Genomic DNA, 14,651 nt, shown 5'->3' with positions numbered 1-14,651 from the left:
AGGGGGATCTGAACGTACCGTAGCGTTTTCCTTGTTCCGAAAACATGCGAACGGGGAGGAATTTCGATGAGGACCACCGTGCAGGACGCCCTCGACCGGGCCGTCCACGACGCCGGCGCCCCCGGCATCGCCGCCGAGATCGTCGACGGCCGCGCCCGCTGGTGCGGGTCCGCGGGCCTGTCCGACACCGCCACCGGGCGCCGCCGCGCACCGGACGAGCGGTTCCGCATCGGCAGCGCCAGCAAGGCGTTCACCGCGACGGTCGTGCTGCAGCTCGCCGCCGCGCACCGGATCGTGCTCGACGACCCGATCGAGCGCTGGCTACCCGGCCTGGTCCGGGGCAACGGGTACGACGGCGCGACCGTCACCGTCCGGCAGCTGCTCAACCACACCAGCGGCATCTTCGCCTACACCAACGCGCCGGAGTTCTTCCGCAACGGCGTCGGCGAGGCCTGGTACGCCCACCGCCACGACCGGTACCGCCCGGAGCGGCTGGTGCGGATCGCGCTGGCCCACCCGCCGTACGCGGCCCCCGGGGAGCGGTTCGCCTACTCCAACACCAACTACATCCTCGCCGCGATGATCGTCGAGCGGGTGACCGGGCAGACGTTCGCCGAGGAACTCGACCGGCGGATCGTCCGGCAGCTCGGCCTGACCGGCACCTACCTGCCCGCCACCGGTGAGGCGAGCATCCGCGGCCCGCACCCGGTGCACTACTCCACCCTCTTCGCCACCGGCCCGGACCCGCGCGTCCACGACGCCACCGACATGGACCAGTCCTTCGCCTGGGCGGCCGGCGGGCTCGTCTCCACCACCGGCGACCTCACCCGCTTCTTCGGCGCCCTGCTCGGCGGGCGGCTGCTGCCGGCCGCGCAGCTGTCCGACATGCTCACCACCGTCGACACCGACGGCTCCGGCTGGATTCCGGGCACCCGGTACGGCCTCGGCGTCTTCACCCAGACGCTGAGCAGCGGGGCCACGGTCTGGGGCAACGCGGGCGCCACCTACGGCTCCTGGTCCTGCACCATGGGCACCCGCGACGGCCGCCACCTGGCCGCCCTGCACGTCAACGGCGACTGGCCCGGCCTGCCCGTCTTCGACGACGTGCTCAGCGCCGAGTTCCCCCACCCGGCGGACGACGGCGTACCCGTGGACTGACCGGCACCGGGCGACGAGCGCCCGAAGCGCGTCGGCGGCGTAGATCGTCATGGCAGGGTCGCCGTCGGCGACCCTGCCGTACGCGAGCGGCCGGCCGGGAGGCCGTGATCGCGGACTCAGGCCTGGCGGAGGGTGGTGATCATCATGTGGACGGTGCGCGGGCCGGCCACGCCGTCGGTGGGCAGGCCGACCGCGGCCTGGAAGCGGCGTACCGCACGGGCCAGGGCGTCCGGGGAGCCGTCGCCGGTGCCGAGGCGGAGGGCCTCGAGCAGGCGCCGGACCGTGCGGGCGTCGGCCGGTGGGTTCGCCGAGTCGGCGACCAGGCCGGACAGTGCCGTGGCCATCGCGCTGAGCGTCGTCGTCACCGTCATCGCGTCCTCCCTGGGATTGTCGGGGTCCGTTCCAGCGTGCCGCGCCGGGGACGGCCGCCGCCTCCGGCGAAGGACCTGAAGACGGGCGGGGGCCGGTACGACTTTCGGCCGATCCGGACCCGTAAGGCGGGACTCGGACCGGTCGCGGCGAGCAGAACGGACAGCGTCCGGACACCGGATGGACATTTACGCATTTGCCTCCGTGCACTAGACACGGTGACATGCGACGAACCCTGCTTACGATCGCGGTCAGCGTGGTCCTGGTCGCCGGCTCCGGCGTGCCGGCGTGGTCCGCGCCCACGCCCACCCCCGCGCCGACGTCCGTGGACGGCTGGTCGGTCGAGGACGGCCGGCTCACCTGGCGGTCCGAACGGCCGGTGCCGATCGGTGACGCCGTGGTCGAGTTCTGGTCCGGTGACCGGCTGCTCGGGCGCCCGGCAACCGACTCCGACCAGCGCACGCTCCGCCTCGAGACCGGCTCGGGCACGCTCCCGGCGGACCTGTCGGTGCGGGCCGGCGGGCGCCGCCTGGACGCGCCGCCGGCAGCCCGCAACGCGGCGCCCGCGCGGGTCACCGACCCGGCGCCGCTGCCGCCGAACGCGGTCGACCCCGGTGTGAAGGGTCCGTACCGGACCGTCCGCGGATCGTACGAGCTGCCCGGCGTCACGCTCCCCCGGCTCCCGGAGCCGGTCGAGATGCTGGCCGAGGTGGTCGCGCCGCAGGGCGCGCCGGGGAAGCGGCCGCTCGCGCTGTTCCTGCACGGGCGGCACCTGTGGTGCTATGCGCCGGACGGCGCCGAGTTCGAGCTGGACTGGCCGTGCGCGGCGGGCAGCGTGCCGGTGCCGAGCCACCTCGGCTACCTGGAGGCGCAGGAGCTGCTGGCCTCGCAGGGCTACATCACCGTGTCCATCGCGGCGAACGGCATCAACGCGCAGGACAACGCGGTCGACGAGGCCGGTGCGGACGCCCGGTCCGCGCTGGTCCGGCGGCATCTGGCGCTGTGGGCCGGCTGGGCCGGAGATCGGGCCGGCGCACCGCCGATCGTGCGGTCGTCGCCGGTCGCGGACCTGGACCGGGTGTTCCTGATGGGGCACTCGCGTGGCGGCGAGGGCGTCAACCGGGCCGCGATCGACTCGCTGACCCCGCCGCCGGCCGCCTCGGACGGCGCGCCCGGCGCGGCCCGGTGGACCATCCGCGGGCTGCTGCTGATCGGGCCGACGCTGTTCGGGCAGAACCCGGCCGCGGACGTGCCGTCGGTGACGATCCTGCCCGGGTGCGACGGCGACGTCGCCGATCTGCAGGGCCAGCTCTTCGCGGACGCCACTCGCGGCGTGAGCAAGGGCCGGGCGCTGCACAGCGTGCTGTACGCGGTCGGCGCGAACCACAACTTCTTCAACACCGAGTGGACGCCCGGTCAGTCGGCCGCGCCCTCCACCGACGACTGGTTCCTGCCGGAGGACCCGGTGTGCGGGACGGCCTCGCCGATCCGCCTGGCCGCGGCCGACCAGCAGACCATGGGCGCGGTCTACATCGCGGCCGCGGCCCGGCTGTTCGTCGACGGGGACGACCGGGTCCGGCCGCTGCTGGACGGCTCCGGCCGCCGCGCGCCGTCCGCCGACCCGGCCCGGGTGCTCAGCCACGCGGTCGGCGGCAACCGTACGCCGGTGGTGCTGCCGGACGAGGCGGTCCGCACCGGCGGTGGCGCCCGGCTCTGCGACCAGGTCAGCCGGGACGAGGCCGCGGCCTGCCTGTCCTCGCCGCTCGGCTCGCCGCACTTCGCGACGTTCCGGCTGCTGTTCGACGAGCCGGACCGGCGCGCGGTCCGCTACGACTGGACCGCGGCCGGCACGCCGATGACGGTCACGCCGCCGTCGCCCGCCCGGCTCGGTGACGCGCGCGAGCTGGCGCTGCGCCTGGCCGTACCGGGCAACGCGCCGGCCACCACGTTCGGCGTGTCCGCGGTCGACTCGTCCGGCCGGACCACCGCGCTCGGCGACGTGACGCTGACCGGGCTGCCGGCCGGCGAGTTCGGCACGCCGGTCTGGGCGCAGGAGGTGCGGGTGCCGCGCAAGGGCGTCCGCGACGTGGCCCAGCTCATCCTGACGCCGCGCGCCGCGACCGGCACGGCCTGGCTGATCGACGCCTGGGGCTGGGCGCCCGGCACGCCCGACCCGCGCCCGGTCGCGCTGCCGCGCGTCGACATCGCCGGCCTGGTGGTGACCGAGGGTGACACCGGCGAGAAGACCTACCAGATCCCGGTCTCCATCACCGGCGGTACGCAAGGACGGATGCGCCTGTCCGTCGTCCAGCCGAACGGCGACGGCGTCACCTGGGACGCCACGGTCGCCCCCGGTCAGGACCGGATCGACGTGCCGGTCACGGTGCGCGGCGACACCGTCTGGAACCACCAGCCGGAGCGCATCGAGGTGCTGGCCAAGGCGGAGTCCGGCCTGGTGATCGGCGACTACGTCGGCACGGTCGACGTGCGCAACGACGACCCGGCCGCGGAGGTCTCCGTGGACCCGGTCGCCGACCGCGTCACCGAGGGCGACGCCCTGACCTGGCGGCTCACGCTCTCCGCACCGTCCGAGTCGCGCTACGACGAGATCGTGCTGGTCGCGATGCCGCCGGCCGACGGCACGCCGGAGCTGTCCACCACGGACGTCGACCCGCGGTGGCTGCTGGACACGTTCGGCGTGCCGGCCGAGCCGTCCCGGCCGCTGTCCCAGGTGGTCTACTGGTGGCCGTCGCTCGAGCCCGGCCAGGTGACCGCCGAACTGCGCATCCCGATCGTGGCCGACGGCGTCGCCGAGCCGGAGGAACGCGTCGACCTGCACTTCGTCACGGTCGACCGGCCCCCGCTGTCCGGCACCGTCACCGACTGATCCGCACCGCGGTCCCGGTCACGGCCGTACCACGGCCGTGACCGGGACCACCGGCGCCTCAGGGGCGCAGCAGCGTCTTGATCGCGCGGCGCTCGTCCATCGCGCGGTAGCCGTCGGCGGCCCGGTCGAGCGGCAGCTCCAGGTCGAAGACGCGGCCCGGGTTGATCGTCCGGTCGCCGATCAGGCGCATCAGCTCCGGCAGGAAGCGGCGGACCGGTGCCGGGCCGCCCTGCAGGCGTACCAGCGACCAGAACACCTCCATGCCGTCCAGGCTCACGTCGTGGGTGATGCCCACGAAACCGACGCTTCCGCCGCGGCGCGCGGAGTGGATGGCCTGGGTCATCGACTCCTGTGTGCCGACCGCCTCGACGACGGAGTGCGCGCCGAGCCCGCCCGTGAGGTCCTTGATCCGGGCGATGCCCTCGTCGCCGCGCTCGGTGACGATGTCCGTGGCGCCGAACTCGCGGGCCAGCCGCTGGCGGGGCTCGTGCCGGCTCATCGCGATGACCCGTTCGGCGCCGAGCTGCCGGGCGGCCAAAACAGCGAGCAGCCCGACCGCGCCGTCGCCGACCACCGCCACGGTACGGCCGGGGCCGGCCTCGGCCGCGACCGCGGCGAACCAGCCGGTGCCGAGCACGTCGGAGGCGGCCAGGTAGTCCGGGACCAAATCGGCGGGCGGCACCTCCGGCGTGGCGACCAGCGTGCCGTCGGCGAGCGGGACGCGCAGGTACTCCGCCTGGGAGCCGAGCGTGCCCATCGGCACGTGGCGCACGCAGGCGCTCTGGTAGCCGGCCCGGCACAGCTCACAGGTGTTGTCCGAGGCGAAGAACGAGCCGACCACGAATTGGCCGGGCCGGACCGTGGTGACCTCGGCGCCGACCTCCTCGACGACGCCGGCGTACTCGTGCCCCATCCGGGTCGGGCCCTCGACCTTGTCGGTCCCCCGGTACGGCCACAGGTCGGAGCCGCAGACGCAGGTCGCGGACAGGCGGATGATCGCGTCGGTCGGCGCCTCGATCCGCGGGTCGTCGAGCTGCTCCACCCGGACGTCGCCGGGGGCGTGCATGACAACGCCTCGCATGATGTCTCTCCTCGCTTCAGCAGATGTGCCGACAATCAGCACACCTCATCCGGCCGGTCGCGGGGAGTCACTGACGAAGGACGTACTGCCAGTACATCCCATGTCGCGGTCGCGCGCCGTACCGTCGGAGGGGTGGACAACCGGGCCGAGGTACGCGACTTCCTGACCACCCGCCGCGCCAGGATCACGCCGGAGCGCGCCGGGCTGCCGGCCGTCGGGCAGCGCCGGGTGCCCGGGCTGCGGCGCGCCGAGGTGGCCGCGCTGGCCGGGATGAGCGTCGAGTACTACGCGAAGCTGGAGCGCGGCGCGCTGGCCGGCGTGTCCGCGGGCGTGCTCGACGCGATCGCCCGCGCCCTCCAGCTCGACGACGCCGAACGCGGTCACCTGCTGCACCTGGCGCAGGCGGCGAACGGCAGCAACGTGCTGACCCGGCCCAGCCGGCGGCCCCGGCAGGCGACGGCCCGGCCCAGCCTGCAGTGGACGCTGGACGCGATCACCAGCCCGGCGATCGTGGCCAACGGACGGCAGGACCTGATCGCGGCGAACCTGCTGGGCCGCGCCATGTACGCGGACATCTACGCCTACCCGTCCCCGACGCCGAACTTCGCCCGGTTCACGTTCCTGGACTCCGCGGCACGCCGGCTCTTCCCGGACTGGGAGCTGTTCGCGGACATGACCGTGGCGAACCTGCGCACCGCCGCCGGCGTCGACCCGCACGACAAGAGCCTGCACGACCTGGTCGGCGAGCTGAGCACGCGCAGTGACGACTTCCGCCGCCGCTGGGGCGCCCACGACGTGCGCATCCACGGCACCGGCACCAAGCGCTTCCACCACCACGTGGTCGGTGACCTGGCGCTGGCGTACGAGACGATGAGCCTGGACGCGGAGCCGGGCCTGGCCATGACGATCTACGCGGCGCAGCCGGGCTCCCCCACCGCGGAGGCGCTCACGCTGCTCGGCTCGTGGGCCGCCACCGCGCTGCCCGCCGCGCGCTGAGGCCGGCCGTCACGGCCGCCGGTGCACCGCGAGCACGGCGATGTCGTCGGCGGGCTGTTCCAGGCCGAGCAGCGCCATGATCTTGGCGCAGCTCTCCTCGGCCGAGCCGGGGTGCACCGCGGCGGCGAGCCGGCGGATGCCCTCGTCGATGATCTCGGTGCGCCGCTCGACCAGCCCGTCCGTGTAGCACACCAGCAGGCCGCCGACGGGCAGGACGAGCGTGGTGGTGCGGCGCGCCGGCCGGCTCGGCCACAGCCCGAGCGGCGCGTCCACCGGGACGTCCACCGGCGCGGCGGGCGTGCCCGGCGCGGCCAGCACCGGCGGCAGGTGCCCGGCCAGCGACAGGTGGATGCGGGTACGGTCCGGGCTGACCACCGCGTACGCGACCGTGGCCAGGCTGCCCGCCTCGAAGTGGTCGACCTTGTGGTCCAGGTGGGTGAGCACCGCGGCCGGGTCGCGCGAGGTCAGCGCGTACGCCCGCAGCGCGCTGCGCAGCCGGCCCATCACCACGGCCGCGGCCAGCCCGTGCCCGGACACGTCCCCGATGACCAGGCCCAGCCGGTCACCCGGGAGCGTGAACACGTCGTACCAGTCGCCGCTGACGCCGGCGTCGTGACCGGGTACGTACCGGGCGGCGAGGTCGAGGCCGGGCACCTCCGGCAGCCGGGTCGGCAGCAGGCTGCGCTGCAGCGCCAGCGCGGCGGCGTGGTCCAGCCCACGGGTGCCGGCGATCATGGCGGCGCTGATCCGGTCCGCGACCAGCTCCAGCAGCTCGACGTCCTCCGCGGTGAACCGGCGCGGCGCGCGGGTGCCGACGTGCACCACGCCGATCACCTCACCGCCGGAGAACATCGGCACACCGAGCAGCGACCGTACGCCCGCGCCGGCCAGGACCGGGCTGGCCACGTCGCCCGGCCCGACCTCCGCGATGATCACCGGCCCGCCGGTCGCGGCGACCCGGCCGGCGAACCCCGCGCCGACCGGGATCCGGATCCGGCGGCGCAACTCCTCCTCCAGCCCCTTCGCCGCGGTGACGGCCAGTTGCAGCGCGTGCCGGTCCAGCAGCAGGGCCACGGCGGTGTCGGTGCCGAGCACGGTCCTGGCCCGGTCCAGCAGCTCGTCGGTCAGCCGCTCGCCGCTCAGCCGGGACAGGCCGCTGTCCGCCAGCGTCCGCAGGCGTCGCAGCCGCTGCTCCACATCACCTTCCCGGGCCGCCGGCACGTGCTGATCCTACGGCCGTGGACACGCCCCCGGCCGGACCGCGCACCGCCCCGCGCCGCGCGGTGCCCGTCAATCGACCAACGGCCTTTTTGCCCAGGTCAGAGCGGTGTGGCCGGGTTCGGCGCGCGCCGGCCGGTGAGGCTGTCAAGAGAGCCGCGAAATACATCCCGACGACTTTCCGACACGTGAATGAGGTCCTCCCGGCGTCCTCGACGGTCCGCCCGCGTGGCCCCACCGTCGATCCTCCGACCACGTACGAGTGAGGACGCCGGCGCGACCCGCGCCAAGATGCGGCCGGTGTAGCGCCGTCCGACGGCGGCCTCACGGTATCCGCTCGACGCGGTGCTCAGCCCCACCCGGTACGACGAGTTCGTCATCGCCTCGGGGGACTCCGACATGACCCCGCTGCTCGTCCGGCCGCGCGGTGCCCGCTCTTCCGCGTCCCGGCGCCGGCCTCGGCCGAGATAGGCGACGCCGTCGTCAGCAACGTCCTGCAACGCGCCGAGGCCGCCGAGATCCCGCTCGCCGACGCGGACGAGCAGCTCGTCCGTGCGTGGTCGCACAACGAGGCACCGCGGGCACCGATCAGGACGACGCTCTCGCGGCCCGGGCCGGCTGACCGTCCCGCATGGTGCTCGCCGCGTGCCGGGCGAAACGGCGCACGTGCTCGGCGTCGCGGGATCGTGACCACAGTAGACGCAGCGGCAGCCGGGGGCCGTCGCGCAGCGGCACGCGCACCGTACCCTCCGGGGCGGGCGTGGCGTCGTGCGTGGCGACGGTCAGGGCGATGGCGTGGCCGAGCCGGACGACGGCCAGCATCTGCAGCCCGTCCACGACCCGGGGACCCGACGCGCCGGGCACGCCGTCCGGCCACAGGCGCGGATCGATCAGCGGATCGCTGGGGCCGGCCGCCGCCCACGTCACCACCTGCTCGCCGGCCAGGTCGGCGAGGGTCACACCGTCCTGCCGGGCGAGCCGGTGTGCGGCGCCGACCAGGGCGTTGACGCGCTCGTAGCGCACGACGAGGCCGTGGAGCCCTTCGGCGGGCGGGATGCCGCGCCACAGCGCGAGGTCGGCCCGGCCGTCACCGAGACGCTCGAACTGGTCGTGGAACGTGCCCACCGCCGCCTCGGCCGGAAGATCCGGACCGGTGTCGTTGTACGACCGGACGAGCCGGTCCAGCAGGAAGGCGTCGCATCCGGGGCTGGTCACGGTGAGCGGGCCACGCGGACGGGTCGCGCCCCGCACGCGGGCCAGGAGGTGCGCGGACTGGCTCAGCAGGGCCCGGCCCTCGGTGAGCATGACCTGACCGGCGGGGGTGAGGGTCAATCCCTGGGCGGTACGCGTCAGCAGCGGGCCGCCCACGCTCCGCTCCACCGCCCGCACGGCGCGGGAGAGGGCGGGCTGGGTCATGTTGAGGCGCTGCGCCGCCCTGGTGAAGTTCAGCTCCTCCGCCACCGCGACGAAGTAGCCGACCTGCCGGATCTCCACCTCACCCATGCAGGCATGGTCGCACGAGGCGTTATGTCACACCGGCATGGTGCTATGCCCGATCGCACCTTCCCTCCCCGCCCGCCCGGCGGTTGCCTGGTGGAGACGGCGGGACGGCATCCCGTCGCATCCCGGGAAACGGAGCTGAACGACCTATGACAGTGCTTGCCCGCACAGCAGTGGTGACCGGTGGCACGGCGGGGATCGGCCTGCAGACGGCGGTGGGACTGGCCGCCCAGGGCTGGCACGTCACCGTCATCGGCCGGGACCGGGCGCGCGGCGACGCCGCCGCGGCCCGGATCGACGCGGCGGCCGGCCGCCCCGCGGCCCGATTCGTCGCCGCGGACCTGTCGTCCGTGTCCGCGACCCGGGCACTCGGGTCACGGCTGGCCGCCGAGGGCCCCGTCCACCTGCTGGTCAACAACGTGGGCGGAATATGGACCGACCGCCGGGAGAGCCCCGAGGGCATCGAGGCGAGCGTCGCACTCAACCACCTCTCCCCCTACGTGCTCACCGAGGCGCTGCTGGACGCGCTCATCGCCGGTGCACCCAGCCGGATCGTCAACATCACCTCCAGCGTCATGGTGGCCGCCCAGCCCGTCTTCGACGACGTGGAGGCCCCCGGCCCCTACTACGGCATGGCCGCCACCGGGCGCGCCAAGCTGGCCCACCTCGTCCACACCCTCGAACTGGCCGAGCACCTCAGGGACCGGGGCGTCGCCGTCTTCGCGGCCGACCCCGGCCCCGCCGCCACGGACAACGCGGCGCAGATGACCATCGACGTCCTGCCCCCGGCCGCGCGCCCGCACTGGGAACAGATCCGCCAGGGCCTCTCGACCCCGGTGGCGGTCGCCGCCCGCGCACCACTCACCGCCGCCACCGACACCGGCCTCGACGCGCGCACCGGCCTGGTCATCGGCCCGGCCGGGACACCGGACGACACGCTGCTCGCGCTCGTCACGCCCGAGGTGCGGGCCGCCGTACCGGTCTGGACGCGAAAGATCCTGGCCGCGCTGTAGACGGAACTGAACGCGACCGTATGTCGTGGGTTCATACGAGGTCGATGGCGAGGACGCCTACGTCGAGGGCGACTACAAGGGTGCCGTCGATGCTGAGACATGCTGTTGCCGGGTGATGCACGGGGATCGTCCGCCGATGGCGGCCGGTGCTGGGGTCCCACAGCCGCACGGATTCGTCGTTGCCGGCGGACGCGAGCAGCGTCCGCCCGTCGAGGTTCACCGCGCATACCGCGTTGACGCTGTCGGTGTGGCCGTCTAGGCGGCGCAGCTCGGCGCCGGTGCCCAGATCCCACAACCGCACCGACCTGTCGTTGCCGGCGGACGCGAGCAGTGTCCGCCCGTCAACGTTCACCGCGCATACCGCGTTCACCCAGCCGGTGTGGCCCTGCAGGCGGCGAAGCTCGGTACCGGTGCCGGGATCCCACAACCTCACCGACCTGTCCTGGCTGCCGGACGCGAGAAGCGGCCGCCCATCGACGTGCGCCACGCACACCGCCTTCACCCTGTCGGTGTGGCCGTTCAGGCTACGCAGCTGGACGCCGGTGCTGGGGTCCCACAACAGCACCGACCGGACAGTGCTGGCGGAGGCGAGCAGAGGCCGTCCATCCACGGTTACCGCACACATCGCGTTCACCCAGCCGGTGTGGCCGCTCAGGAGCCGCAGCTCCGTGCCGGTCGCGGGATCCCACAACCGCACCGACCTCTCGATGCCGGCGGAGGCGAGGAGAGTAGCCCCATCAGCGGTGATCGCGCATACCGCATTCACCCAGCTGGTGTGTCGGCCTAGGACGCGCACCTCCGCGCCCGAGCCGGGATCCCACAACCGCACCGACCTGTCGTTGCCGGCGGACGCGAGGAGGGTCCGGCCGGTGGAGGTGACCGTGCATATCGCGTTCACCCTGTCGGTGTGGCCGTTCAGGCGATGCAACTCCGCATCGGTGCCTGGGTCCCACAACCGCACCGACTTGTCGTAACCGGCGGACGCGAGCAGAGTCCGCCCGTCCACGGGCACCGCGCACACCGCGCTCACCGAGTTGGTGTGGCCCTTCAGGCGGCGCAACTCCGCGCCGGAGCCGGGATTCCACAACCGCACCGACCCGTCGTAACCGGCGGACGCGAGCAAAGTTCGCCCGTCCACGTCCACCGCGTCCACCCAACTGGTGTAGCCTTTCAGGCGACGCAACTCCGCACCGGAGCCGGGATCCCACAACCGCACCGACCCGTCGTAACCGGCGGACGCGAGCAGGACCCGTCCGTTGACATTCACCGCGCATACCGCTTTCACGCTGTCGGTGTGGCCGTCTAGACGGCGCAGTTCGGCACCGGTGCCGGGGTCCCACAACCGCACCGACTTGTCGGTACTGGCAGACGCGAGCACAGTCTGTCCGCCGACGTTCACCGCGCATACCGCGTTCACCCAGTTGGTGTGGCCCTTCAGGCGGCGCACCTCCGCACCGGAGCCGGGATCCCACAACCGCACCGACCTGTCGTTACTGGCAGAGGCGAGCACAGTCGCGCCGTTAACGGTGACCGCGCACACCGCGTTTACCGAGCCGGTGTGGCCCTCGATGCGGCGCAGCTCTGCGCCGGTGTCAGGGTCCCACAACCACACTGCCCTGTCGTAGCCGGCAGACGCGAGTACGGCCCGTCCGGCGACATTCACCGCGCACACCGCGTTCACCCAGTTGGTGTGGCCGTTCAGGCGCCGTACCTCCGTGCCGGAGCTGGGATCCCACAGCCGCACATGCCTGTCGTAGCCGGCGGAGGCGAGCAGGCTCCGCCCTTCGACAGTTACCGCGCAGACCGATACCACTGCCCCGGTATGGCCGTCGAGGCGGCGTAGTTCGGCGCGGGGGTGGGTGGCGGCCCATCGTGCCCGGTACGGCATGGGCTGGTCGGTGGTGGTAATCGGGAAGCCTTCGAGGGCTTGGGTGATGGTGAACATCGCCGCGCGGTGGGCGGGCTCGGCGTTGCTGGCTTGGAGGGTGAGGTGCAGCGTCCGTGCACTTCGGCGGCCTTCCGAGGTGGTGGCGTGGTTGGCTGGTTCGAGCAGCCGGGACAGATCGGCGTGGAGCAGGTAGTCGTCGTCGGCGAGTAGTTCGTCGATGAGCCCGGCCCGGTCGGCGTGCCCGGGCAGCGCCCGGAGGAGATAAGCCGGTGCCCCGCCCCAGCCCCGATCGCGCCCGAATGCCATGAACGCCCGGGCGATCTGCTGCTCGGCGAACCGGATCCCGCCCGCCGAGCGGTCACGCAACAGTGCATCGTTGAGCGCCTGGTGGAACAGACGAAACGTCGATGCCTCAGCCGCGGTGGACGTCTCCACCAGGAAACTGGCCGCGGCCGAGCGGGCGAACCGTTCCAGATCCACCGGGCTGACCAGGTTCCCGAGCGCGGCGGCCGCGATATGCCAGAGTTCCGGTGTCCAACCCGGCGCCTCCGCATAGGCCAGCACGGTCAGCAGGTCCCGCCCGGACACGCCACCGACCGGCGGTACGCGTCCCAGGTAGGCGCTCAATGCCGCGTCGACGGTCGCGGTCAGCGTCAACCCGGCCGGGTCGGCCGCGGTCTCGTCGTAGAGCCCTCGGCGCCGGGCCTCCAGCCCGGCGATCAGGAAGTTCGGCTCGGCGAGTGCCGCGATCCGCCGGGCGACCGGCCACGCCACCGCGGGATCCTCGTACGGGTTGCCGGGCCGCTCCGCACCGATCAGCCGTAGCGTCGCCGCCGTATAGGCCTCCAGGTCACCCACCGTGAAGTAAGCCGGTAGATCAAGGTCGATCTCCACCGCCGCGCCGTCGAGGACCCGCAGCAGATCACCGGCGGAGTCGGCCCGGCGACTGCCGCACACCACCTGCGCACCGAGCCGGCCGCACGACTGCACCAGCGGCAGCACCACAGCTGCCAGCACCGCCCGGGCGTCCTCACCGGTGGCGGCCTCGTCGACCGCGTCCACGACGACGTTGAACCGCCCCGGACGCTCCTCTAGCACGTCCCGGACCACGCCCACGACGTCCTCGGCGCGCTCCGGCAGCACCGCCCCCGCCGCGCGGGCTATCTCCCGCGCGACCTCCAGCGCCGTCTTGCCTTTGACGTGCACCGCGCACCCCACCGCACCCGGCGATGCGACGACCCCGTCATCACCCGGCGGAAGCTCCGCGCGCAGCCGCCGGTCCGCGGTGGCGACGATCCGGCCCAGCACCGCCGACTTGCCGACGCCCGGTGACCCGGTCACGACCAGGACCCGTGCGTCCGGCACCGGCCGGTCGAGCCAGCCGACGATCTCCCGTAGCGCCGCGGTGCGCCCCTGGAACCGGTAGCCGCGGTCGTATTCCGTGGTCACACCGCGGCTCCTCGGCCGCCAGTGACGGCCGGCCTCCGGGTCGGTATGCAGTTGCCAGCCCCACGACGCCATCGCCGACGCTCCCGCGTCCGGCGCCGACCAGCCCGCCTGCACCCGCAACTTGGCGTCCGGCAGGAACACATCCGCCTGGGCCAGCGTCAACGCCTGTGCGTCACCGCGTCGGTCACCCGACGGCACGGCCTGGCCCACTATGCCGGCGACCGCGTCGTACTCCGGCACCCACAATCCGCCGCCGCTGAACCCCTTCTCCACCGGCCACGACACGCCCGCGTCCACATCCAGCCTGACCCAGCCGTGGGCCAGCCGCGCTCCCACGGTCCCGGTGGCCTCGCTGCCGTTACGCCGGCTGCTCGCCGGGAACCCGAACGCCCACCAGCGTCGTCCGGCCAGCACCGCCGGGTCCAACAACTTCAGCCGCGCAGGCTCCACCGCCGCGGGCATGTCCTCGGCCAGATGCAACACCGCCACATCCGCGGTCTGCGGATCATCGGTGTCGTACTCCACCCGCGCCACCCGCCGCCGGACCTTCCACAGCGACGTCACCTTCGGAAACGACACCCACAACGACTCGGCCGCCCGGCCGCTGCCGGGCCCGTCGAAATCGTCCAGCACCACGTGCGCGCACGTCAACGCGCGCCGCGCCGAGATCGCCACCGCCGTTCCGGCCGGCGTGAACCCCGTGTCGCTGCGATGCACCGCCAGCGTCCACGGATCCTCCGACGGGACCGACGGCCGATTCACGACCCCGCCGCCTCCCCGTCCGGCCGCCACCGCAGCGTGACCTCGAAGTTCCCCTCGGTCGCCGCCTTCGCCACCAGCCAGTCGGCCGTCCCGGAGACCTTGACCCCGAACTTCACCTCGACCTCCGAAGGCCCGTGCCCCTTCACCTGATCGAGAACCTCCCGCGCCGCGTCCACTGCCGGACGGACCGCCTGCCGCACCCGGCCCACCACCCGGTCGGCCGACGCCTCCGCAAACCCCTCCGGCGGCTCCACCTCGAACGACACCACCGCGCCGTCATCCAGCGCGTACCGGACAACCTCACTCATCGACAGACTCCTCCGCGACGCC

11 protein-coding genes are annotated in these 14,651 nt (G+C 73.5%); 4 read left to right on the top strand and 7 right to left on the bottom strand.

All coding sequences use genetic code 11. From position 1 onward, the window contains the following. Positions 1-66 precede the first annotated feature (66 nt). Positions 67-1,158, top strand: coding sequence for a serine hydrolase domain-containing protein (locus J2S41_RS12045; protein WP_310366817.1), 1,092 nt, complete (start codon positions 67-69; stop codon positions 1,156-1,158). 116 nt (positions 1,159-1,274) lie between these two features. Here J2S41_RS12045 and J2S41_RS12040 read toward each other — a convergent pair whose 3' ends face one another. Continuing rightward, complete coding sequence (locus J2S41_RS12040) at positions 1,275-1,529, bottom strand: peptidoglycan-binding domain-containing protein (RefSeq protein WP_310366815.1); 255 nt, start codon at positions 1,527-1,529, stop codon at positions 1,275-1,277. Positions 1,530-1,750: 221 nt separating this feature from the next. Between J2S41_RS12040 and J2S41_RS12035 the strand changes: the two genes are divergently transcribed. Beyond that, a complete protein-coding gene (locus tag J2S41_RS12035; protein ID WP_310366814.1) occupies positions 1,751-4,414 on the top strand; it encodes an alpha/beta hydrolase in 2,664 nt (887 codons plus the stop codon). 58 nt (positions 4,415-4,472) lie between these two features. On the opposite strand, the gene J2S41_RS12030 is transcribed toward J2S41_RS12035, so the two are convergent. Beyond that, positions 4,473-5,495 (bottom strand): zinc-dependent alcohol dehydrogenase family protein, encoded by a 1,023-nt coding sequence (locus tag J2S41_RS12030; RefSeq protein WP_310366812.1) that lies wholly within the window; start codon positions 5,493-5,495, stop codon positions 4,473-4,475. Between the two features lie 132 nt (positions 5,496-5,627). Here J2S41_RS12030 and J2S41_RS12025 point away from each other — a divergent pair, with 132 nt between their 5' ends. After that, positions 5,628-6,491 carry a helix-turn-helix transcriptional regulator gene (locus J2S41_RS12025; RefSeq protein WP_310366811.1) on the top strand — a complete coding sequence of 288 codons (864 nt, stop codon included), beginning with the start codon at positions 5,628-5,630 and terminating at the stop codon, positions 6,489-6,491. A gap of 9 nt (positions 6,492-6,500) precedes the next feature. Here J2S41_RS12025 and J2S41_RS12020 read toward each other — a convergent pair whose 3' ends face one another. The 3 genes from J2S41_RS12020 to J2S41_RS12010 all read right to left on the bottom strand — a co-directional run bounded on the left by J2S41_RS12020 (position 6,501) and on the right by J2S41_RS12010 (position 9,212). Next, positions 6,501-7,712 (bottom strand): PP2C family protein-serine/threonine phosphatase, encoded by a 1,212-nt coding sequence (locus J2S41_RS12020; protein ID WP_310366808.1) that lies wholly within the window; start codon positions 7,710-7,712, stop codon positions 6,501-6,503. A gap of 98 nt (positions 7,713-7,810) precedes the next feature. Next, a complete protein-coding gene (locus tag J2S41_RS12015; protein WP_310366805.1) occupies positions 7,811-8,275 on the bottom strand; it encodes a hypothetical protein in 465 nt (154 codons plus the stop codon). A 22-nt stretch (positions 8,276-8,297) separates the two neighbouring features. Next, positions 8,298-9,212, bottom strand: a complete 915-nt coding sequence (locus J2S41_RS12010; RefSeq protein WP_310366803.1) for a LysR family transcriptional regulator — start codon at positions 9,210-9,212, stop codon at positions 8,298-8,300. Between the two features lie 146 nt (positions 9,213-9,358). Here J2S41_RS12010 and J2S41_RS12005 point away from each other — a divergent pair, with 146 nt between their 5' ends. Continuing rightward, positions 9,359-10,222 carry an SDR family NAD(P)-dependent oxidoreductase gene (locus J2S41_RS12005; RefSeq protein ID WP_310366802.1) on the top strand — a complete coding sequence of 288 codons (864 nt, stop codon included), beginning with the start codon at positions 9,359-9,361 and terminating at the stop codon, positions 10,220-10,222. Positions 10,223-10,253: 31 nt separating this feature from the next. Here J2S41_RS12005 and J2S41_RS12000 read toward each other — a convergent pair whose 3' ends face one another. After that, positions 10,254-14,321, bottom strand: a complete 4,068-nt coding sequence (locus J2S41_RS12000) for a hypothetical protein (protein WP_310366799.1) — start codon at positions 14,319-14,321, stop codon at positions 10,254-10,256. After that, a complete protein-coding gene (locus J2S41_RS11995) occupies positions 14,318-14,629 on the bottom strand; it encodes a CU044_2847 family protein (RefSeq protein WP_310366797.1) in 312 nt (103 codons plus the stop codon). The genes J2S41_RS12000 and J2S41_RS11995 overlap by 4 nt, the downstream gene beginning before the upstream one ends. Between the last annotated feature and the right edge of the window lie 22 nt (positions 14,630-14,651).

The sequence above is a fragment of the Catenuloplanes atrovinosus genome (genome assembly GCF_031458235.1).
Classification (GTDB): domain Bacteria; phylum Actinomycetota; class Actinomycetes; order Mycobacteriales; family Micromonosporaceae; genus Catenuloplanes; species Catenuloplanes atrovinosus.
This window is presented reverse-complemented; position numbering and strand designations above follow the sequence as displayed.

Bases quoted from the DNA above. Each gene is read 5' to 3' on its own strand.
- J2S41_RS12045 (WP_310366817.1), top strand. From the start codon at position 67: ATGAGGACCACCGTGCAGGACGCCCTCGACCGGGCCGTCCACGACGCC.
- J2S41_RS12040 (WP_310366815.1), bottom strand. From the start codon at position 1,529: ATGACGGTGACGACGACGCTCAGCGCGATGGCCACGGCACTGTCCGGC.
- J2S41_RS12035 (WP_310366814.1), top strand. From the start codon at position 1,751: ATGCGACGAACCCTGCTTACGATCGCGGTCAGCGTGGTCCTGGTCGCC.
- J2S41_RS12030 (WP_310366812.1), bottom strand. From the start codon at position 5,495: ATGCGAGGCGTTGTCATGCACGCCCCCGGCGACGTCCGGGTGGAGCAG.
- J2S41_RS12010 (WP_310366803.1), bottom strand. From the start codon at position 9,212: ATGGGTGAGGTGGAGATCCGGCAGGTCGGCTACTTCGTCGCGGTGGCG.
- J2S41_RS12005 (WP_310366802.1), top strand. From the start codon at position 9,359: ATGACAGTGCTTGCCCGCACAGCAGTGGTGACCGGTGGCACGGCGGGG.
- J2S41_RS11995 (WP_310366797.1), bottom strand. From the start codon at position 14,629: ATGAGTGAGGTTGTCCGGTACGCGCTGGATGACGGCGCGGTGGTGTCG.